We start from the raw sequence: 19,704 nt of genomic DNA, 5'->3' as shown, positions 1-19,704 counted from the left end.
CGTCACAATTATAAAAACGGTTTCTGACATCACGATGTCAGAAATACTAACACAGTCCGGCAGAATTGCCCGTGGGACTATCGTCCAGTGGCCCCGTTATAGTGCATCCAAAAACCTTATATACGGGTCTTTTCCCATTGTTTATCCAGCCGCTTCGGCGAAACCGTCATTACCGTGCCCAGTTGTTGGGCAAAAAACGACACCCGGAACTCCTCCATCATCCAGCGGTAGGTTTCCAGTTCGGGGTCTCGCACGCCCTGGCGCTTCTGTTGCTCCAGTTTCGCGGCATACCGCGCCCATAATGGCTCAATGGTGTGAAGAAATTCCCGCTCACGCCCCATTTCCCGCGCCATTTTTTCCAACCGGATGTCAGCTGCTTCAAAGTAGGTGCCGAACCGTTCCAGCCACTGAGCCGGGGTATTGACCAGGAATCCCGGGTACACCAGATGTTGCAACTGGAATTTGAGGTCGGCCATGCTTGCCGCCAGCGCCAGATTGATCTTGCCCTTGAGCTGTTTCGCGACTTTCTGGTAGCCGTTCATAGCCTGAAACAGACGCTCGTCAGCAGCTTCCAGAGCAGGAATGAAGTCCCCCCGGTGGCGGTCGAACAGCTCTGCGAACGCCTGTTCGGTTCTGGGCAGTTGGTCCGCCAGAAAATGCTGCATAACCGTCGACAACACCAGATCATCCAGCAGTCCCTTTGCCTGGCCGATCGGTGCAAACATCAACGCAGACTGCTTGAACCGGGGCAGCTTTCGTTCAAGATCCGCCAGGGTATTGCCGAACCGGTTCACAATCAGCCGCGCAACGCCGCGACGATGGGTATCCTCTGCGGTGAGCTTGTCCAGACAACGCGAAGCCCGCACCTTATTACCCAGATCTTCCAGAGCCGGGTACACCGTGACCTGCATACCGCCTTTTTCCGTTTGAACGTGCTCAGGAAGGGTTCCGAATTGCCAGGCTATGTATTCACCCACCTGTTTTTTCCCGGGTTCATCTCTCGTCGCCGAGGCCAGCGCTTCTTCGGCCCGGCCCTCCAGCCTGGCCTGCAGCTCATCGGTGTCTCGGCTTTCGGCGATGACCTTGCCTTTATCGCCGGTCACCCTCAGGTTCATCCTCAGGTGGCGGGGCAGCTCCTCCTCCGGCCAGGCATCCGGATCAATCTGGACCCCGGTCATTCGTCGCAGCTGTTCACCCAGTTTGATCGCCAGAGGCTCGTTGCCCGGCTGCAGGTTGGCCAGAGCCGCGTCGACAAAGTCCGGTACCGGCACAAAATTCCGGCGCAACGCTTTCGGCAGCCCCTTGACCAGGGCAATGCATTTTTCCCGAAGCAGCCCCGGCACCAGCCACTCCAGACGCCGGGCGGGGATCTGTCGCAAAGCCATCAAGGGCACGTTGAGGGTGACACCGTCGCGCTCACTGGTGGGCTCAAACTCATAACTCAGAGGGTATTTCACCCCCTCCCATTCCAGGTAGTCGGGGTACTGCTGGGCCGAGGTCTCATCCAGAGGCCTTTGCAGAACGTCGGTCTCTGTCAGCTCCAACTTCTTCAATTCTTCGGCAGATAATCCTTTCCACCAGGACTCAAAATGTCGGCCACTAACGATTTCCGATGGCAGTCTCTGGTCGTAGAACGCCACTAAAACTTCATCATCCACCAGAAGATCCCGCCGCCGGGTTTTCTTCTCCAGATTCTCGACGGTATCCAGCATTTCGCGGTTACGGGCAATAAACGGCGCCCTGGACTGGAAATCCCCCTCAACCAGGGCACGGCGAATAAACAGATTCCGGCACTCGGCGGGGTCAACCTTGGCGTAGGGAATACGGCGCTTGGGGACCACATCCAGGCCATAAAGTGTGACCTTCTCGTACCCCATCACCTGGGCACGCTTCTGCTCCCAGTGGGGCTCAAAATAGTGGTGCTTTACCACGTGGCCTGCCAGCGGCTCCACCCATTCGGGCTGAATGGCCGCCACCATTCGGGCAAACACCTTGCTGGTTTCGACGATCTCGGCCGCCACAATCCACTTGGGTGCCGTCTTGCCGACTTTGGAACCCGGGAAAATCATTACCTTGCGGTTTCGGGTGGCCAGATACTCCCGCTTTTCCACTTTCACCGCCACCTGGCCAAGCAAGCCGGCCAGAATGGCTTTATGCACTGCGTCGTAGTTGGCCGGCTGGCTATTCAATGTCAGCTTTTGCTCCCGGCAGATCAGGGTGAGCTGGCGGTGAATGTCCCGCCACTCACGCATTCGCATCCAGCTCAGGAAGGTTTTCTGGCACAGTTTTTTGAGCTGGTTCTGGGACAATTCCTGGCGCTGCTCCTCAAACCAGTTCCAGATATTCAGCAGGGTAGCGAAATCCGATTCCTTATCGTTGAACGGTGCGTGAGTCTGGTCGGCCGCCTGCTGCTTGTCCTGTGGGCGTTCCCTGGGGTCCTGAACGCTCAGGCCGGCAATCACAATCAACACTTCCGCCAGACTGCCCTGCTCTGCTGAGGTCACCAGCATCCGGGCTAACCGGGGATCCAGCGGCAATCGGGCCATGGTGCGCCCAAGCCTGGTGACACGCCGTTTGTCATCGACGGCGCTAAGCTCTTCCAGCAGCTTGTAACCATCGTTGACCTGACGACGATCCGGCGCCTCAAGAAACGGAAAATGCCGGATCTCACCCAGTCCGGATGTCGCCATTTGCAGGATAACGGAGGCCAGGTTGGTTCTCAGGATTTCGGGATCGGTGTATTCCGGGCGGTTCAAAAAGTCCGTTTCGTCGTACAGACGGAAACAGATACCCGGCGCCACACGGCCACACCGGCCTGCCCGCTGGTTGGCACTGGCCTGGGAAATCGGTTCAATTGGCAGTCGCTGTATTTTCGAGCGCACACTGTACCGGCTGATGCGCGCAACGCCAGTATCAATCACGTAGCGAATACCGGGCACGGTCAGCGAGGTCTCAGCCACGTTGGTGGACAACACAATCCGTCGTCCCTTGTGGCCCTGAAACACCCGGTTCTGTTCCTGGTTGCTCAGGCGGGAATACAACGGCAACACTTCGGTATGACGCAGGTCGGCGTGGCGCAGCACCTTGCTCAGGGCCCGGATCTCGCGCTCGCCTGGCAGAAAAACCAGTACATCGCCCGGAGGCTGCTTTTCCTGCCGTTCATGCTGTTCAATCTCGTCCAACGCCGAGAGGACACCGTCGGTCCAGCCCTGATCCCTGTCGTCCTCGTCCCCAACCAGGGGTCGATATCGAATATCTACCGGAAAGGTACGACCGCTGACTTCGATCACCGGGGCTTCGTTGAAAAACTCGCTGAAACGCTCCACCTCGATGGTGGCCGATGTAATGATGACTTTCAGATCCGGACGCTTCGGCAACAGTTGCTTGAGATAGCCGAGCAGAAAATCAATATTAAGGCTGCGCTCGTGGGCCTCATCGATAATCAGCGTGTCATAGCGATCCAGAAAACGGTCATGCTGCACTTCTGCCAGGAGGATGCCGTCGGTCATTACCTTGACCCGGGACGATTCCGAGGTGTTGTCGGTAAACCGCACCTGGTACCCGACCTGCTGGCCTACCGTCTCACCCAGTTCTTCGGCAATCCGGCTGGAAACACTGCGCGCGGCTATCCGCCGGGGCTGGGTATGACCAATAAGCCCGCGGATGCCGCGCCCCAGGTTCAGGCAAATCTTCGGAATCTGAGTGGTTTTACCGGACCCGGTCTCACCAGCAATGATCACCACCTGATGGTTGTTGATGGCATCACTGATGTCCTCGACGCGATCGCTGACCGGCAACCCGGCGGGAAAGGTCGCCGGCTTGTGCAATGCCTGACGCTTACGCACCTTGTCGAGCCCCTGATCCAGCCATTGCGCCATCTTTTCCAGGTCCTTGTTACCAGGGTTACCCTTGCAACGGCTTACACGACGAATGATGCGGGCGGCCTCCTGCTGGTTGCAGGCGTCCAGCTGGCTCATCATCGCTTTGACAGCGGCCCGGGAATCAACGGGAGTTTCGGAACGAGTGTTGTCAGTCATTAACAGCTGCAGGCTCATCAATGGGTAGGTGGAACGTCAGGGCGAAACAGTCTAACGAAAACCGGAGCCAAGAAACACAAAGACCCCGCCGAAGCAGGGTCTTTGGTTGGTATGCGGGCCTCACCTGTTACTTGGCGTTGGCCTCGTCCCGCAGCTCACGGCGCAGGATCTTGCCCACGTTGCTCTTTGGCAGTTCATCACGGAACTCAAAGTGCTTGGGTACCTTGTAGGCGGTCAGACGCTCCCGACAGAACTCCTTGAGTTCGTTGGCGGTTACACCTTCTTTGGTGGGCACGACATAAACCTTCACCGCTTCGCCGCTCTTGGCATCGGGGATCCCCACGGCGGCACACTCCACGACTTTCGGGTGTGTGGTCACAACATCTTCGATTTCGTTCGGGAACACGTTGAAACCGGACACGATGATCATGTCCTTCTTACGATCCACAATGCGGATGTAACCGTCCTCCTGGATCAGGGCCACATCGCCGGTCTTCAGGAAACCGTCATCGGTGAACGACTTCTGTGTATCATCCGGACGCTGCCAGTAACCGCGCATCACCTGCGGGCCTTTTACACACAGTTCCCCCGGCTCGCCGACCGGTGTTTCATTGCCGTCGTCGTCAATGGTTTTGACCACAGTCGACGGAATCGGCAGACCGATGGTTCCGATCTGGATGGCGCTGCGGGGGTTGAAGGTAACCACCGGCGAGGTCTCGGTCATACCGTAGCCTTCGCTGATTTCGCAACCCGTTACACGCTGCCACATTTTCGCGGTATCGCTGGTCAGGGCCATACCACCAGAGGCAGTCAGCTTGAGGCCAGAGAAGTCCAGATCCTGGAAGTCCTCGTTGTTGCACAGGGCCACAAACAAGGTATTCAGGCCAATAAAGGCAGAGAACTTCTGCTTCTGCAGCTCTTTAACAAAGCCGGGGATATCACGCGGGTTCGGAATCAGGACGTTATGGGCACCTGCTTCCAGCATAATGCCGCAGTTCAGGGTGAAGGAGTAAATGTGGTACAGCGGCAGCGGTGCAATCACCACTTCCTTGCCCTCTTCCACCTGATCTTCCAGCATTGGCCGGACTTGTGTCAGGTTGGCCACCAGATTGGCATGAGTCAGCATGGCACCCTTGGCAACACCAGTGGTGCCGCCGGTGTACTGCAGCACGGCCAGATCATCCAGCTTGATGTCGACCGGGGTAAACTTTTCACGGGCACCGGCGCTGAGTACCGCCGGCAGCTTATGAGCACCCGGAATGTTGAACGCCGGAACCATCTTCTTGAGGTGCTTCACCGCGGCATTCATCAGGGTACGCTTGATGGGGGAATGCATATCGGCAATCTCGGTCACAATCACGTGCTCGATGCCGGTGTGGGGCAAAACCTTCTCCGCGTTGTCCGCCATATTGGCCAGAACGACCAGTGCCTTTGCACCGGAATCGTTGAACTGGTGCTCCATCTCGCGAGTGGTGTATAGCGGGTTGGTGTTCACCACAATCAGCCCTGCGCGCATGGCCCCGAACACAACCACCGGATACTGGGTCACGTTCGGCATCTGCACCGCAATGCGGTCGCCGGGTTTCAGGTCGGTTTTGTTCTGCAGCCAGGCCGCAAAGTTACGGCTCTGAGTATCAAGATCCCGATAGGTCAGGGTAACGCCAACCGCTGTGAACGCAGGCTTGTCTGCAAACTTCTGTACCGCCTGCTCAAAAACATCCACCATGTTTTTGTATTTATTGAGATCGATTTCCCGGGGGATGCCAGCTGGGTATTTGTCTTGATAGAACTGCTCAAAATCCATCACCATCTCCTGTCTGATTGGCGCTGTGGGGTACTACCGGATGGGTTCAGAAGCCCCCTGATTGTAATGTTTTGCCAAGACCGATCGCTCGGGAAAATCAACCCGACTAAAGTATCAGCCTCAAAAAAGTGGGGAGAGAATAGCAGTTTTGTTAACGATGAGGTAGTTTTCAGATCAGCAAACGGTACAACCGTACTTGATCACTGAATCACCGGAGCCTGTGATGAGCGACACCCTGGATACGCTGGAAAACATTACCTACGACGAACTGAACGAGGGCGATTCAGCCACCTTCACACGCACCCTCACCGAAGATGAGCTGGTGCTGTTTGCTGCGGTATCCGGGGACGTAAACCCGGTACACCTGGATTCCGAGTTTGCCGCAGAATCCATGTTCCGGGAGCGCATCGCTCATGGTATGTGGAGTGGCTCACTGATTTCTGCCGCCCTGGCCACGGTCATGCCCGGCCCCGGCACCATCTACCTGGAACAGAGCCTGTCCTTCAAACGACCGGTCAAGCTGGACGACACACTGACTGTCACCTTGTCGGTGCTTCGCAAGGAACCTAAAAACCGTGTCTCTTTTGGCTGCGATGTGCGCAATCAGAACGGTGATCAGGTGGTTACCGGCGAGGCCAAGGTGATTGCCCCCACCGAAAAGATTTCGTTGCAAAAACCCCGCTTGCCGAAAATCACCATCGAAAGCTGAGTTTCGGCCGGCATTACCCCGGAAGGAAATCGATGGGGAATCGAACCTTCCGGGTTTCCACATTGGCTGCCCCGAAATTGAACATCTGTACGCGCAAAGCAATGCGCTTCTCCAGCATCGGGTGGTCCAGCTCCGAGCCCACCACGTCACAGGCTGAGACACTGCCATCCGGCTCAATCACCAGTTCCAGGATAACCTTACCCTCAAGGGTTGGATCCTGCCGTAACTCCCGCTGGTACAGGGAATAGAGCACGCTCTTCTGGGCATCAAATACCTGCCGTATATTGCTCATGGCACGCTCGCCCACTGACGGCCGGGCGGGTTCCGGCTGGCTTGCCACCTGAGGCGCGGTTTCCCGGGGAGCGGCTACGTCACTGGTTTCATGCTTTGCCAGTTCGACTTCCCTAACTGGTCCTTCACGGGCTTCAACACCGCCGCTGCCTTGCAGTACCGAATCATTCGGCGTTTCCGGTGCCAGGCCATCCGCCTGACTGGTACTGATATTCGCGACACGCCGCACCTCAGGTGCCGGAGTGTCCACAGACGTCAGAGCACTGAGCCGGTCCTTCATGGCAAACAGGCCGGAACGTGAGGCGGTTTCGCGAGCCTGCTCGGTCGTCTGCGGCGCTGGCTTCGGCTCCGATTTCGCCACCGTCGGTTCAGGAGGAATCTGTTGCGGCTCCTCAACCTGCTTCGGTTCCGGTTCCGGCTCTGGCTTGGGCTGTTCAGGCTCTGGCTCCACAACCGGATCTGGTGGCTCAACCGGCTTGGGTGGCTGTACCAGCTTCGCCAGCCGGGGCGGCAATTGCTCAGCCTGTTCACGCTCAGGTTCCGGTACCTGCAGGCCCGGGATAATGAGAGCCGGAATCAGGAACAGCGCCAGCATCAGCCCCGTTATCAGGCCGAAGCGGCCCGACTCTGCTAAGTCCCTGGACCAGGGGAGCCGGGACGGTTGCGACAGCTCCCCGCGATCAGCCATTACGAACCTCCGATTCCACCGCTAGGCGCACTTGCCGGAACTGCTCATCGACACAGGTCTGCATGATCTTTCTCAGCAACCGGTAATCGGTATCTTTGGCTGCCATGATCGTAACCTCAAGACCGTTGGCCGGCACCTCAGCCCAGCGGTTCCGTCGGTACGCCAACTCTTCGGACAAGCCGGCAATGCGGGTATCTGTGGCTTCGATGCCGTCCAGGCGCGCCACTTCCCGGCCCTGAACCAGAATAGACTGGCCGACCACCTGTACGGTCAGGTTTTCCACCGCTTCCTGTTTGGCGGTCGAACTGGGCAACGGTACATCCGCGGTATTCTGCATGACCTTCACATCCGAGGAATTCACCATCAGGAAGAACACCAGAATGGTAAAAATATCCATCAGCGACACCAGATTCAGGCCGCCAGCCTTATGCATCCGTCCATAGTGGCGCTGGCGCAGCCGGGCTCGTCTCGACAACTTCACGCGCCTTCTCCTTTGCCTTCCACCGGACGAGCGGCCAGATTGCGATCCTCACCAGCATCCATCAAAGACACATCCGGAAAGAGCTCTGCTTCCACAACGCTCGCTGCCACCACCGCCTGGTAAGAGCGCACCGTATCCATAACCGACACCAGAGTCTGGTAGTCAACGTCTGGTCCGACTTCCAGGATCACGTCCGTCTTGTCGGGCATCCGGGATTTAATCCGCTGCAACAGTTCACTCAGTCGTGAATAGGCCTGGCCCTGCCCGGTAACAGGCAACACGTCAATGAGGCCGCGGTCGCTGTCCGCCACCTCAATACCCTCCGGTAGCACCGTGACCACCAGCCGGAACGATTCGGAATCCGGCGCCTGGCCGGCTTCCATGCCCGGAAAGTTCAATTCGATCATCCGGATCTGGCTGAACACCATGCCCAGCAGCAACACCGGTACCAGCACAATCATCAGATTGAGAAAGGCTGTAATGTCGAGGTCGGCCGAGGTCGTCAGCCTACGATGTCGACGTCTCATGTTCGGCTACTCCTGATCAGATCCTGGAATGCCAGCACAATCAGGCCGCCGCTGGTCGGTTTGCGGGCTCAGACACCATATTAAGGAGCTTGACCCCCGCCATTTCAAAACTGTCGACAATCTCGTTGGTGCGGGTCTGCAGTACCGCGTGGAACAGCAGCAGCGGAATGGCCGACATCAGGCCAAAGGCAGTGGTATTCATGGCCACAGAAATACTTTCCGATAACAGCGATGCCTTCTGCGCGGGGTCTGCGGCAGCAACCGCGGTGAATGCCGCAATCAAGCCAATGATGGTGCCAAGCAAGCCCAGCAGCGTCGCAATATTGGCCAGGGTGGCGAGATACTGCGTGCGCTTTTCCAGTCGGGGCAATACTTCCATCAGCCCCTCTTCCATAGCGTATTCGACGTCTTCACGCCGGCAGTTATTGATCAACCGGGCAATGCCAGCGCCAAGCACTGAGGCAATTGCGCTGTCTGAGCTGGATGCCGCTTTCATGGCGCGCTGGTAATCACGTTTTTGCAGGGCGGGCAGAATGCCGCGCTCAAATGCCACACGATTTCGACGGCGAACCGCTCCGAGATACAGGAAACGTTCCAGAGTGATCGCCAGCCCCAGTGCAAGCACAATGGCAATCGGGTACATGAAGGGACCACCCTCCTGGAAAAAGCGGATAACGGTATCAAGCATGGTGTAGTTCTCCATCTACTGCGACGTTAGGGTTGCGACTCGACTGGTGCGGCGCCCTGCCCTGCAGACAGCGTTGGTGTCAGCACAAGGGGGTTAAGGGTTTCGCGGAACTGGCGGTGGTTCTCCAGAACCGGTTGAGTTACCGGATGCAAGAGTTCCGGTGCCTGTTGATTGAGTTCGGTCCTCGGGCGCCGGGGCAGGCTCGGCGTTTGCCAGGGCAATATGTACAGAATTCTCGGATCGTCTTCGCCGGTGCCAGCGGAGAGCCCCCGTACCTGCAGAACGTTCTGTTGGCTCTGCCCCGCCTCACTGATCCCTTCTGCGGAATAGCCGATGGCCGGCCAAAGCAACAGAACAGACAGGGAGAAACCGCAGCACGTTAACCTGGACAGCATCATTCCAGCCTCCGTTCAAGATCTGCGATCCAGCCGGCAACCTGCGAGCCTTCCTCCCCCACCAGGGACTGATATTGCTGGTAATGTTCCAGCGCCTTGTCGAGGTCCAGCAGGTAGAGCTCCGATATCACCGCCAGGTTGTAATGCAGTTCCGCCACCTTCGGCGTCACCTTCAACCCCGCTTCCAGCATCTCGGCGGCTTCCTCAAAGCGCTCCTGCTCTTTAAGAAGCAGTGCCAGATTGTTGCGAACCCTCACGTTGGCAGGATCCGCCGCAACCGCCTGGTGCCAGGCCTCCAGTGCCATCTTCCGGTCACCGGCTTCGTAGGCCTGCCGGCCCTGCCGCTCCCACTCTTTTGACTGTTCCGGCTGATACACTGGCGCCACTTTTTCAGGGGCCGGCGCTTTGGAAGCGCAGCCAGCCAACCCCGCAAGAACCAGAAGAAGTAGAAACCGGAAAACCTGGGGTATCCCTCTCAACCTCATCATGAGCCTCCCTGATTGGTGTCCGTCGTCCAACTCATCCAGCGAAGCTGTCGGTCGTAGCGCCCGGGGTGCATGGTGGCCAGGGCCTCCAGGCTGCGCTGAATCCACTCATCGAAACCTTCCGTGGGGATACGTTCGTGGTTGCGAGCGTGCAGCGCCATGGCCTCTTCCTCAAGTGGAAACGCTTCCTCTTCCAGGAGCATCTGATACTGCATCGCTTCCATTTCGTTCAGTTCCGCGGGTACTTCAGAGGACATGAGGTCAGACGCCAGTGTTCGATAGAGTTCAGCACGGCGATATAAAACCTCCGAACGTACTCCATCGCCGGCAAAGGACTCTGCCTCCTGGAGATACTCCTGAGCCTGCTGCATGGCCGCCTGTTTTCGTGCAAGGGCCTGCTCCAGCGGGTGAGCCAGGGCAATACCGGCAAAACGTTCTGCCGTGAGCGCACCAAAGAACAGTGCCGCATCCGCAGCCCATTGCAGGGTATCCTCAGAATGCCACTGACTGGCTCTTTCCTGAGCCAGCAGTTGTTCACGTATGGCACCCGTAGCGTCGCCCGATTCGATCAGGCGCTGGCGCATGGTCTGCTGTTGAACATGCTCCTCGGCGGAATCGGGCGTGGGTGCAACCGCCAGCCAGTTTTTGTAAAGCTGGTTTCTGGAAGCGCTGTCACCCTCTGCGTGGAAAATGGCCGCAGCACGCAGCCTGGTGGGCCACGGGTCCGCAAGCGTTTCTGAGCGACTCAGCAGCTCCTCCGCGGCTTTTAATCCCTGGCCAGATTCCTGATAGGCGAGAACCAGCTTCTCACTGGTTTCAGGCGTAAGCTCATGACTCGGATAATCCATCCGGAAGCGTTGGAGTTCATTGATGGCAGCCAGCCAGTCGGATGCTCGAAGCAGGGTATTCGCGGCGTCATAACGAGCCTTGATCGCAATTTCAGAGCCCGGCATAACGCCCTCAACCCTCTGGAAGTGCGCAACAGCCAGGGTTGCGTCGCCGGCGCGGGCGGCCTTTTCGCCCTGCTGATAGATAGCGGTCGCAAGTTGTTCCAGAAGCCTACGCTTCTGGCTCTCCGCATCTGGGCTGGCTTCGTCAGCCAATAACAAGGCCTGACGCCAGGCACGTTCAGCAAGCCCGAACTCGTTGTTTTTCTGTCGAATACGCGCGGTCACCAACCACGCGGCGTAACGCTCGGTAACCCCCGCCCGCTCCCAGGTCAGTGTAGAGCTGGCGTATTGCAGGGCACGCTCGAATTCGCCCAGGTCGTACCAACGGTTGGCAAGGTCGGCACGGAGCCCCGACAGACGTTCATCCGGGCCAAACGCCTCTGCATATTGCTGCTCTTCGTTGCTCAGGACGAGCAGCGTCGCAGTTCTGCTCTCTCCTGATGCCAGCTCAAGATCCTCACGAACAATTCGGATAGCGGCCCAGGCCGAATCCCGGGAATCCCCGTGGCGATGGTCGTAGGCTGCGGCCCGGAAATTCCTGACGGCTTCAGCCCGATCGCCAGCCAGTAACCGGGCATCGCCTGCGAGATGGAGCAGTTCCCCGGCTTGATCCGAGCGAGGTGCAAGCCGCTCGTAATAATGGGCGGCTTTGGCCCAGGCTTCACTGGCGGCAGCCGTTTGGTTCCGGCTACTGAGGTCTGTACCGGTGGCGTAGTAGTGATCAGCGAGGAAGCGGGTGTATTGCGCCCAAAGCCCCTTCTGCTCAGGAGTCATCGTCTGGAATCGGGCCTCTGCCCCCAAACGCTGGACGTAATCATCCCGCGCCGCCAGAGCTTGTGGGGTATTACCGGCCAGTTGCCAGTAGTAAACACTCTGGGCCAGGAAATCCGGGCTCGCTGTATGGCCCGCAAACTCGGACACAAAGGCGTTGTTGACCGACACCGCCCGTTCATAACGGCGTTCCACCGCATGCAGATCCGCAAGCCGGTCGTATAACAGATGCTGCCATGCTGATGACTCACGACCATCCAGCCAGTCGGCAAGGGTCCGGGCATCACTCTGGCGGGATGCCATCAAGGCCAGCACCCGGAAGGTGTCCTCCAGCATATCCATGGACTGCGCCGGCGGGTTGGCCAGGGCGGAGTGGTCTGGTAACTGCTGGTCCAGTACCGCCATGAAGCTGGCTGACGCACGGGCCCACGCGGGATTACCCTCTTTGAACTGACTCCAGCCGAGCATGTAGCGAGCTTTGGCGGCGAGTTCCTGATTGCTGTCATGCTCCAGCAACTGTCGGTAACCGGCCTCTGCCTCCGCGTAGCGCCCGGCCGAGAAAGCCGCTTCCGCAATGCGGAAGCGGGCCTCAGGTACCAGTCCCGAGTTCGGGTAAAGCCCAACAAGCTGTTTCAGTCTTGCGATGGACTGCTCCGGTTGCCCGGTCAGCGCGTGGGCCTTGGCCATCTGGTACAGCAACTCGTCGAGACGCCCGGAAAAGGACCCTTTTGCCAGAATGCTTTCGTAACTCTCGAGCACTTCCTCATAGATGGCCGCTTCCCGCTCTTCGGAGAACCCGACGTCCTCTCCCGACCTATCACGGATGTTGTTGAGCCGGTTCAGGGCGTCTATCCGCACTTCAGGCTCATCCGAGGACTCAAACAGCTTCTGATAACGGCGAGCCACTTCCAGAGGCGAAATCGCCGGCAGTGGCCGGCTCTCAAATTTCAGAAACACCGGGCGCATATCCCCCAGGGTTTCACCATCCCGCCCCAACTCCACGCGGAACGATTCCTGCGCAGAAACCGGCGCATGGGCCAACGTCATAGCCATTACAAGGAGTGCCGCGAAGGACTTCGGAGTAAAAGGCAGATTCACTGTGCACCCTCCCCGAGATTTTCCAGAGCGAGATACTCGTAGAGATGGGCGATTTGCTGCTCGGTTTTGTCCAGCGCGTGAGTCATGCGCTGGGTCTGCGTTTTAACAAACGCCAGTGCCAGTGCATCCAGTTCTCGCGCAGCCTGCTCCCGGAGACTGAGGGCCTTGTAACGTAAATCCTTGGTGGCGTCTCTCATTGCACGAGCTTCGTCCAGAACCTTTTCCAGGCGCTCAAGTCTTTGGAGGATCTGCTCATTCAACGCGCCCATGCGGCGGCCGGCTCCTGCCAGGGACTGTTTTAGCTGACGCAACTCTGTGACCTGGGCAGGCGTTGCCGCTTGCTCCACCAACCCATTCAACCTGGATTCCAGATCACTCTGCTGTTGCTCAAGCCCAGCGGTTTGTGGCGCCACCCCCCCTGAACCGGCCGAGGCCATAAAGCCTTCAAGGGCCTGGATGAAAACCTCCAGGTTGTACTTGCTCGCATCCAATGTTGCGACCATCTCATCAAGGCGCGCCACCCTCCGCACCGCCACCTGGGCCTCGGGTTCTTCCATGAAGCGCAGAAGATACGCCATTCGTGGCTGGGTTAACGTTCGGTTATCGGCCAAAAACCATTGAATGTCGTCACTACGCGCATCCTGAACCAGAGCTTTGTAGGCTCCTTCAGCCGTGATCCTTTCGGACAATTTGCCAAGGGTAACCCGTTCTCCCTCATAGGCCGCGTTGGCTGCCAACCAGGATTCTCCCGCCTGGCCGGGATACCCGGAAAGATCGTAGCCACGGCCCATACCAATCCACGCACCTGAAACACCGGGAAATGCCAGCGGAAATTTCTTGGCACGGTGCCAGCTCTGCATGGCGGCACGGTGGTTGCCTTTGCTCGACAGGGCAAGGCCATGAAGATAGAGAGCCTGAGGTGTGTGATAGCTTTCCAGAGAGACCTTCTCCAGGAAATCAATCGCTTTGTCGTAATCTTCGCTACCCAGTGCGAGATAGCCCGCCCGGAGATTGAGCTGATCAAGCAGTGCCCGGCTCCGGCTGGTGTCGGTATCCTTGGCAGCCATGGCCATGGCAACCCGGAGCGAAACCAGTGCCCGTGACGAATCGAGATCATCGCGGGCGAAATCCGCCGCCAGGTTCATATAGCCCACAGCCGCCCAGTAGCCATCTTCCATACGCGCAAGGTATTGACCGGCCGCGTCGGTCTTCCCTTGTATTCTGGCCAGCTCCGCCAGACCGAGAAGCGCTTTTTGAACCACTTCGCCATAGCCGGTTCGGCGCGCCTGTTGGTACCAGTTTTCCGCACCGGTGAGATCGCCCTCTTCCTGTGCCATTTCAGCCAGAGCCAATGCCGCTTCGCCTCGGTGAGACGCACCGTTAAATACACCCTCAAACCCAGCCCTGGCCTCGTCGTGCTGCCCCGACGCCAGCATAAGCCGGGCCTGGAGGTAATCGGCCGATTCGCCTTCAAGCTTCATGGCCAACCCGACAACCGACGAAGCCTCACCGGTATCCAGTGCAAAGCGAACCACGCCGGTTGCCAACGAGTTATCCATGGCAGTTGCTACCGGCGCGGCAACACCTGCCAGCATCGCTGCCATGACACCAATACTGGTTCGGAGGAACAGAGACATGCGCCCATTCATGGCCGGTTATTTCCACTCAACAAATGAGACTTCCGGTTCATAGTCCGGTGCCTTGGCGTTCAGCGTCATCTGCAGGCGCAAGGTGCCGGGCTGTTTCCGGAAATCGTGGACAATCTCCCGGCGCACGAAACGATTGTTGGCCGCCCGGGCGTTGATCACCGCCTTGAGGCTGTGCCGTCCGTCCGCCAGATTGCCGATAAACAGTTGATGCACGCCGCCCTGGCCCAGCGAGTTCCGCTCGTTTTCCGTGTACAGATGAGCGGTAACCGGCTGCTCATTGACGAACAGTTCTACCGAATCCAGCTCCAGGGCCTGCCGGTTCGCCAAAGACAGAAAAACCGCCACCCGGGTATTCACCGGGTGCAGCAGTTTCTGCTCAAGGGCATGCACACTTGCGGTATGCCGGGTAATGTCAGCGTTCAGACGCTCGATCTGCTCATCGAGCGACGATGCGTGGGAGGTTGCCGCCATCGCAGCAATGATCATTCCGGATATACAAAGCCCCCTGATCCCTGGGGCAATCCGGCACTTTTGTGGTTTTTGTCTGCCGAACATCACTTTCCTGCCTTGCCGGGCCGCGCTGGTGCGCGGCTCAGGTAACATTTCGAAATAAAGAGTAACACCCGCTAACAACCAAGAACGGTATCCATTTCACCAAATGAGCATTTGGCCGGGTATCGGCAACGAAAAGTGTCGACTAATTTGACAGAAATAAAGTAAAGGAAGGCTGATCACAAAGGACCGACCGGCCCTATGACGATGCAAGCTATTGATATTAATCCTTTATACAGGGGCATGGCCCCGGATTTGCTCTACCAGAGTTGGCGGGAGCGCCTTTCAGGCAACCCCCGCTTGAATATGCCGAGCTTTGCCGATGCCCTCAACCGCATCGGCTTTTTTTATTTACTCAACTGCCTCATGGCCGATTCGAGCCCCTCAATGGTCAAAGGGTACATATGATTATTGACCAATTGCTGGGTAATGCCCAGTGAACCACCCGATCCCCAGTAGCTTTCCGGTAACGGGTTGAGCCACACCACCTTCCGGAAATGCTCGGTCACACGCTGGAACCAGGTGGCGCCTGCTTCCTCATTCCAGTGTTCGATCGAGCCACCGGGATGCGTGATCTCATAAGGCGCCATGGTGGCATCCCCGACAAAAATCACCTTATAGTCCGGCGTATATTTATGCAGGATGTCCCAGGTGCTGAGCGTCTCGTTCATGCGCCGGATGTTATTCTTCCACACGCTTTCATAAATGAAATTGTGGAAGTAGAAATACTCCATGTGCTTGAACTCAAGACGTGCCGCGGAGAACAGCTCTTCACACACGCGAACGTGAGGATCCATTGAACCGCCCACATCAAAAAAGATCAGAACCTTCACGGCGTTGTGCCGCTCCGGAACCATTTTCAGGTCCAGGTATCCGGCATTGCGGGCCGTTGAGCGGATGGTGTCATCCATGTCGAGCTGGTCTGCCGCGCCCTGTCGGGCAAATTTACGCAGCCGGCGCAAGGCGACCTTGATGTTGCGGATGCCGAGGGTGATGCTGTCGTCCAGATCACGGAACTCACGCTTTTCCCAGACTTTAACCGCCCGGCCGTGGCGACCCTTGTTCTGGCCGATGCGGAAACCTTCCGGGTTGTAACCGTTGGCACCAAACGGTGAGGTTCCGCCGGTACCAATCCATTTGTTACCGCCGGCGTGACGCTCCTTCTGCTCTTCCATGCGCTTTTTGAACGTTTCGATCAACTCTTCCAGCCCGCCGAGAGACTCGATCTTGGCTTTCTCTTCATCGGTCAGGTGTTTCTCGAATTCGGCGCGCAGCCAATCGTCCGGAATCAGCGCCTCGAGCAGATCATCGAGATTCTCGATGCCTTCAAAATAGGCCTGGAAGGCGCGATCAAACTTGTCAAAGTGCCGCTCATCCTTAACCAGGCACACCCTGGCCAGGTAATAGAACTCCTCCATGTCTGCGAATGCCAGGCGCTGCTGAATGGCCTCCAGCAGGTCCAGGAATTCCCGCAGACTGGCCGGCACCTTGGCCCGCCGTACTTCGAGGAAAAAATCAATCAACATAAAGCAAGGCTCTTGTCGGTGATCAGTTTCGGCGACGCGCCATGAAAGCCAGCTTCTGCAGCAAATGAACGTCCTGCTCATTCTTCACCAGGGCACCATAGAGCGGTGGCAGAGCCGAGCTGGAGTCTTTCTCCTGCAGGGCTTTGGCAGAGAGCTCATCCGCCATCAGCAACTTGAGCCAGTCGATCAGCTCGGATGTCGACGGCTTCTTCTTGAGCCCCGGCACCTTGCGAACGTCAAAAAACACTTCCAGCGCATCCCGCACCACCTGCTGCTGAATTCCCGGGAAGTGAACATCCACGATGTTCTTCATGGTGTCGTGATCCGGGAAGCTGATGTAGTGGAAGAAGCAGCGGCGCAGGAAGGCATCTGGCAGCTCTTTCTCGTTGTTACTGGTGATGACCACAATCGGGCGTTTCTTCGCTTTCACAAACTCCTGGGTTTCGTAAACGAAAAACTCCATTCGATCCAGTTCCAGCAACAGGTCGTTCGGGAACTCGATATCCGCCTTGTCAATTTCGTCGATCAGCAGCACCACCTGCTCGTCCGCCTCAAAGGCTTCCCAGAGCTTGCCCTTCACAATGTAGTTGCGAATGTCTTTGACCTTCTCGTCCCCGAGTTGGGAATCCCGAAGGCGGGACACCGCATCATATTCGTACAGGCCTTGCTGGGCCTTGGTGGTCGACTTGATGTGCCAGGGAATCAGAGTCATTCCCAGCGCCGCGGCCATTTCCTCCGCCAGCAGGGTTTTACCGGTGCCGGGTTCACCCTTGATCAACAACGGACGCTGCAGCGCGATCGCTGCATTGACTGCCATTTGCAGGTCATCGGTGGCTACGTATTTATCGGTGCCGGTAAACTTCATGTGTCTGATTCCTGTTGGTTACTTTTTCGGATTCTCTTTGTTGTCCGCCGGTTTGGATTTTTCGTCCTCCGGAGACTCTTCATCATAATCGGGCAAATCGTCGAATTCGGAGAGGTCGAAGTCTTCCAGACCAAACTCGTCCTCATCAATGTCGAACTCCGACTCGCTGATCTCATCAGCTTCAGAAGGATTTGGCTCCGCCTCGGCGCCAACCGTATCGTCTGCCAAGGGGATGTCATCCTCTTCCGGTTCCAGTTCAGCCGATGGCAGCTCTTCCGTTACTTCGGGTACGGCCTCATCCGGAATCTCGTCCGGTTCGCTGTCAGCTTGCGAGAGTTCCGGAATGTCTTCAGGTTCCGGCTCTTCGGCAGACGCCAGCTCTGGCTCTTTTTCCGGGACAGGTTCAGGTTCAGCCTCCGCTTCCACCGACTCTGACGCTGCCGGAGGCTCCGGCTCCACCACTGGTGGCTCCTCAGACTCTTCAGCCAGGTCTTCCAGGGTTTCACGCTCAGCCGCTGCCGCCTGCTCCTGTTCTGCCCTCGCTTTTTTCTGACGCCATGCAAACAAACCAAGGCCCACGATAGCAACCAGCAAGGCTGCGCCAGCACCCCAGGCCCAAACCGGGATACCCAGAAGGGTACCCTTCTCCGGCTCCGTGTCAGCGATCGGCTGTTCGACCGGCGCTTCGGGCTCCGGCTCAACGACCGGTGCTGGCTCTGGCTCTGGTTCCGGCTCAGATTCCTGAACCGGAGCTTCGACCGGAGGCTCAGCTTCCGCTGGCGGCTCCGGTTCTGAAGAGTTGGCTCCGCCATCAAAATTCGGCAGCGGCTCCGCCTGTTCAGACAGGTCTGGCACCATGGGTTCGGTCACCACCTCCAGAGGTGGCTCTTCCCCTGGCACGGTAAACGTCGTCATGGCGCTGAATTTGCGGGAGAAAGTTCCGCCATCCGCCACCACATCAACCTGATAGCGGCCAGGCGCAGGCAATCTGGGTACGGTGTCCCGATATACGCCGTCTTCCGGCGGGGTATCGGGAGACAAAACCTTGGTACCTTGCCGACCATCACTCGCGGTTATCGACAGGCTAACGTCCATGACCGAGAGAAAGTCTGACCCGGTAATCTTTTCGGCTTCCTCAAAAAAAGCCACTTCAATGGCCAGAGGCTGCTCTTCGGTAAACTCAGCGGGAATCGGATTCACGGCCATGCGCAGATCACTGACCACCGTCACGCGGCTCCCCTGGCCAAGATCGCCAATGATACGCCAGCGGCCCGAGACCGGTTCAGTAACGGTGATCAGATCATAGCCCGGCTCAGATGCCCAACGGACATTATCCGGAGCGCTCTCCCGGGTGAACGGCTCACCACCAGGCTGTGCAAGTGCCAACGGCTCTTCCCCAGAAGCATCCTGTCCTGAGAAGATCAGTGCCGTAAACTCGCTGATGCCATCATCAACGGCAAAGCCATCGCCCTCAATGGGAACCTGTTCCTGCGGCGCTGCGGTATTCAGCGCATTGGCAAACGCCAGATTCAACGCCTCGGCAGATTGCGCCAGCTGGAAACTGCCACCGGTTTCCCGGGCCAGGTTACGAAGAAACCGGATGTCCGCTTTCTCAGACAGACCAACCGTATGAATCGTGGCGCCCTTGTCTTTCAGCGCTGGCAACAAGGAATCGACTATGCGTTTTTCCTCAGCCTGACTTGCGTCGTCACCGCCTGGCACGTCGACCTTGCCATCGCTGAGGACAATAAGATGGGTGTTCTCGAGGGTACCGCCAGACAACCAGTCGTTGGCGGCTTTCTCCATCGCCAAACCGAGGTTCGTATGCAGAGCTACCGAATTGATCTGCTCGGAACGCTCAATAGCAGTGTCGCGCCAGGACTGGTCAACCACACCGTAGGGCACCAGCATGTTAACGTACTGCCCGAAAGTCCAGAGACCGGCACTGGCACCTTCCGGCAATGTCCGGGCCAGCAGACGAACCGCTGGGCGGCGGAGATTCTGTGGATCGGTTTCCTTCATGGAGCCGGAAATATCCACCACAATGCGCACATCTGCATTGCCGGGCAGAGACAGTGCCGGGTCCTGCGCACATACTTGCCAAGAAATCAGCAGCAAAGCTGCAGCCACCCAAATGCGTTTGAACCCGTTCATTGAACTGCGCCCTTATCTTTTGTAGTTCTCAGAA

15 protein-coding genes are annotated in these 19,704 nt (G+C 57.7%); 1 reads left to right on the top strand and 14 read right to left on the bottom strand.

The window, feature by feature from the left end:
• Positions 1–116: 116 nt before the first annotated feature.
• Positions 117–4,037, bottom strand: coding sequence for an ATP-dependent RNA helicase HrpA (hrpA, locus tag ACF8YQ_RS08140; RefSeq protein ID WP_396623143.1), 3,921 nt, complete (start codon positions 4,035–4,037; stop codon positions 117–119).
• 127 nt (positions 4,038–4,164) lie between these two features.
• Positions 4,165–5,841 (bottom strand): long-chain fatty acid--CoA ligase, encoded by a 1,677-nt coding sequence (locus ACF8YQ_RS08135; protein WP_014421344.1) that lies wholly within the window; start codon positions 5,839–5,841, stop codon positions 4,165–4,167.
• A gap of 223 nt (positions 5,842–6,064) precedes the next feature.
• On the opposite strand from ACF8YQ_RS08135, the gene ACF8YQ_RS08130 reads away from it, so the two are divergent.
• Positions 6,065–6,550, top strand: coding sequence for a MaoC/PaaZ C-terminal domain-containing protein (locus ACF8YQ_RS08130; protein ID WP_113880150.1), 486 nt, complete (start codon positions 6,065–6,067; stop codon positions 6,548–6,550).
• 13 nt (positions 6,551–6,563) lie between these two features.
• Here ACF8YQ_RS08130 and ACF8YQ_RS08125 read toward each other — a convergent pair whose 3' ends face one another.
• The 12 genes from ACF8YQ_RS08125 to ACF8YQ_RS08070 form a co-directional block, all read right to left on the bottom strand.
• Positions 6,564–7,529, bottom strand: coding sequence for an AgmX/PglI C-terminal domain-containing protein (locus ACF8YQ_RS08125; protein ID WP_396623142.1), 966 nt, complete (start codon positions 7,527–7,529; stop codon positions 6,564–6,566).
• The gene (locus tag ACF8YQ_RS08120) at positions 7,522–8,010 is read right to left on the bottom strand and encodes an ExbD/TolR family protein (RefSeq protein WP_396623141.1); all 489 of its coding nucleotides are present in this window, start codon (positions 8,008–8,010) and stop codon (positions 7,522–7,524) included. Before ACF8YQ_RS08120 ends, ACF8YQ_RS08125 begins: the two co-directional genes overlap by 8 nt.
• Positions 8,007–8,537, bottom strand: a complete 531-nt coding sequence (locus ACF8YQ_RS08115; RefSeq protein WP_396623140.1) for an ExbD/TolR family protein — start codon at positions 8,535–8,537, stop codon at positions 8,007–8,009. Before ACF8YQ_RS08115 ends, ACF8YQ_RS08120 begins: the two co-directional genes overlap by 4 nt.
• Positions 8,538–8,577: 40 nt before the next feature.
• Positions 8,578–9,225 carry a MotA/TolQ/ExbB proton channel family protein gene (locus ACF8YQ_RS08110; RefSeq protein WP_396623139.1) on the bottom strand — a complete coding sequence of 216 codons (648 nt, stop codon included), beginning with the start codon at positions 9,223–9,225 and terminating at the stop codon, positions 8,578–8,580.
• A 26-nt stretch (positions 9,226–9,251) separates the two neighbouring features.
• Positions 9,252–9,623, bottom strand: a complete 372-nt coding sequence (locus tag ACF8YQ_RS08105) for a hypothetical protein (RefSeq protein ID WP_396623138.1) — start codon at positions 9,621–9,623, stop codon at positions 9,252–9,254.
• The gene (locus ACF8YQ_RS08100; RefSeq protein WP_031210942.1) at positions 9,620–10,108 is read right to left on the bottom strand and encodes a tetratricopeptide repeat protein; all 489 of its coding nucleotides are present in this window, start codon (positions 10,106–10,108) and stop codon (positions 9,620–9,622) included. The genes ACF8YQ_RS08105 and ACF8YQ_RS08100 overlap by 4 nt, the downstream gene beginning before the upstream one ends.
• A complete protein-coding gene (gene bamD / locus ACF8YQ_RS08095; protein ID WP_396623137.1) occupies positions 10,105–12,879 on the bottom strand; it encodes an outer membrane protein assembly factor BamD in 2,775 nt (924 codons plus the stop codon). Before bamD ends, ACF8YQ_RS08100 begins: the two co-directional genes overlap by 4 nt.
• A 41-nt stretch (positions 12,880–12,920) precedes the next feature.
• Positions 12,921–14,561, bottom strand: a complete 1,641-nt coding sequence (locus tag ACF8YQ_RS08090) for a hypothetical protein (protein ID WP_396623136.1) — start codon at positions 14,559–14,561, stop codon at positions 12,921–12,923.
• 18 nt (positions 14,562–14,579) lie between these two features.
• Positions 14,580–15,044 carry an AraC family transcriptional regulator gene (locus tag ACF8YQ_RS08085; RefSeq protein ID WP_396623135.1) on the bottom strand — a complete coding sequence of 155 codons (465 nt, stop codon included), beginning with the start codon at positions 15,042–15,044 and terminating at the stop codon, positions 14,580–14,582.
• Between the two features lie 428 nt (positions 15,045–15,472).
• Entirely contained in the window at positions 15,473–16,651 is a 1,179-nt protein-coding gene (locus tag ACF8YQ_RS08080; protein WP_011785089.1) for a VWA domain-containing protein, read from the bottom strand.
• Positions 16,652–16,673: 22 nt separating this feature from the next.
• Entirely contained in the window at positions 16,674–17,516 is an 843-nt protein-coding gene (locus tag ACF8YQ_RS08075) for a MoxR family ATPase (RefSeq protein WP_011785090.1), read from the bottom strand.
• A gap of 18 nt (positions 17,517–17,534) precedes the next feature.
• Positions 17,535–19,670, bottom strand: coding sequence for a VWA domain-containing protein (locus ACF8YQ_RS08070; protein ID WP_396623134.1), 2,136 nt, complete (start codon positions 19,668–19,670; stop codon positions 17,535–17,537).
• Positions 19,671–19,704: the final 34 nt, after the last annotated feature.

It is taken from the genome of Marinobacter sp. W-8, assembly GCF_044342215.1.
Lineage (GTDB): Bacteria > Pseudomonadota > Gammaproteobacteria > Pseudomonadales > Oleiphilaceae > Marinobacter > Marinobacter nauticus.
Note: the sequence above shows the minus strand (reverse complement) of the source record. Positions and strands in the feature narration are given on the sequence as shown.

Bases quoted from the DNA above. Each gene is read 5' to 3' on its own strand.
- hrpA (WP_396623143.1), bottom strand. From the start codon at position 4,037: ATGACTGACAACACTCGTTCCGAAACTCCCGTTGATTCCCGGGCCGCT.
- ACF8YQ_RS08135 (WP_014421344.1), bottom strand. From the start codon at position 5,841: ATGGATTTTGAGCAGTTCTATCAAGACAAATACCCAGCTGGCATCCCC.
- ACF8YQ_RS08130 (WP_113880150.1), top strand. From the start codon at position 6,065: ATGAGCGACACCCTGGATACGCTGGAAAACATTACCTACGACGAACTG.
- ACF8YQ_RS08125 (WP_396623142.1), bottom strand. From the start codon at position 7,529: ATGGCTGATCGCGGGGAGCTGTCGCAACCGTCCCGGCTCCCCTGGTCC.
- ACF8YQ_RS08115 (WP_396623140.1), bottom strand. From the start codon at position 8,537: ATGAGACGTCGACATCGTAGGCTGACGACCTCGGCCGACCTCGACATT.
- ACF8YQ_RS08110 (WP_396623139.1), bottom strand. From the start codon at position 9,225: ATGCTTGATACCGTTATCCGCTTTTTCCAGGAGGGTGGTCCCTTCATG.
- ACF8YQ_RS08105 (WP_396623138.1), bottom strand. From the start codon at position 9,623: ATGATGCTGTCCAGGTTAACGTGCTGCGGTTTCTCCCTGTCTGTTCTG.
- ACF8YQ_RS08100 (WP_031210942.1), bottom strand. From the start codon at position 10,108: ATGATGAGGTTGAGAGGGATACCCCAGGTTTTCCGGTTTCTACTTCTT.
- bamD (WP_396623137.1), bottom strand. From the start codon at position 12,879: ATGGCTATGACGTTGGCCCATGCGCCGGTTTCTGCGCAGGAATCGTTC.
- ACF8YQ_RS08090 (WP_396623136.1), bottom strand. From the start codon at position 14,561: ATGTCTCTGTTCCTCCGAACCAGTATTGGTGTCATGGCAGCGATGCTG.
- ACF8YQ_RS08085 (WP_396623135.1), bottom strand. From the start codon at position 15,044: ATGGCGGCAACCTCCCACGCATCGTCGCTCGATGAGCAGATCGAGCGT.
- ACF8YQ_RS08080 (WP_011785089.1), bottom strand. From the start codon at position 16,651: ATGTTGATTGATTTTTTCCTCGAAGTACGGCGGGCCAAGGTGCCGGCC.
- ACF8YQ_RS08075 (WP_011785090.1), bottom strand. From the start codon at position 17,516: ATGAAGTTTACCGGCACCGATAAATACGTAGCCACCGATGACCTGCAA.
- ACF8YQ_RS08070 (WP_396623134.1), bottom strand. From the start codon at position 19,670: ATGAACGGGTTCAAACGCATTTGGGTGGCTGCAGCTTTGCTGCTGATT.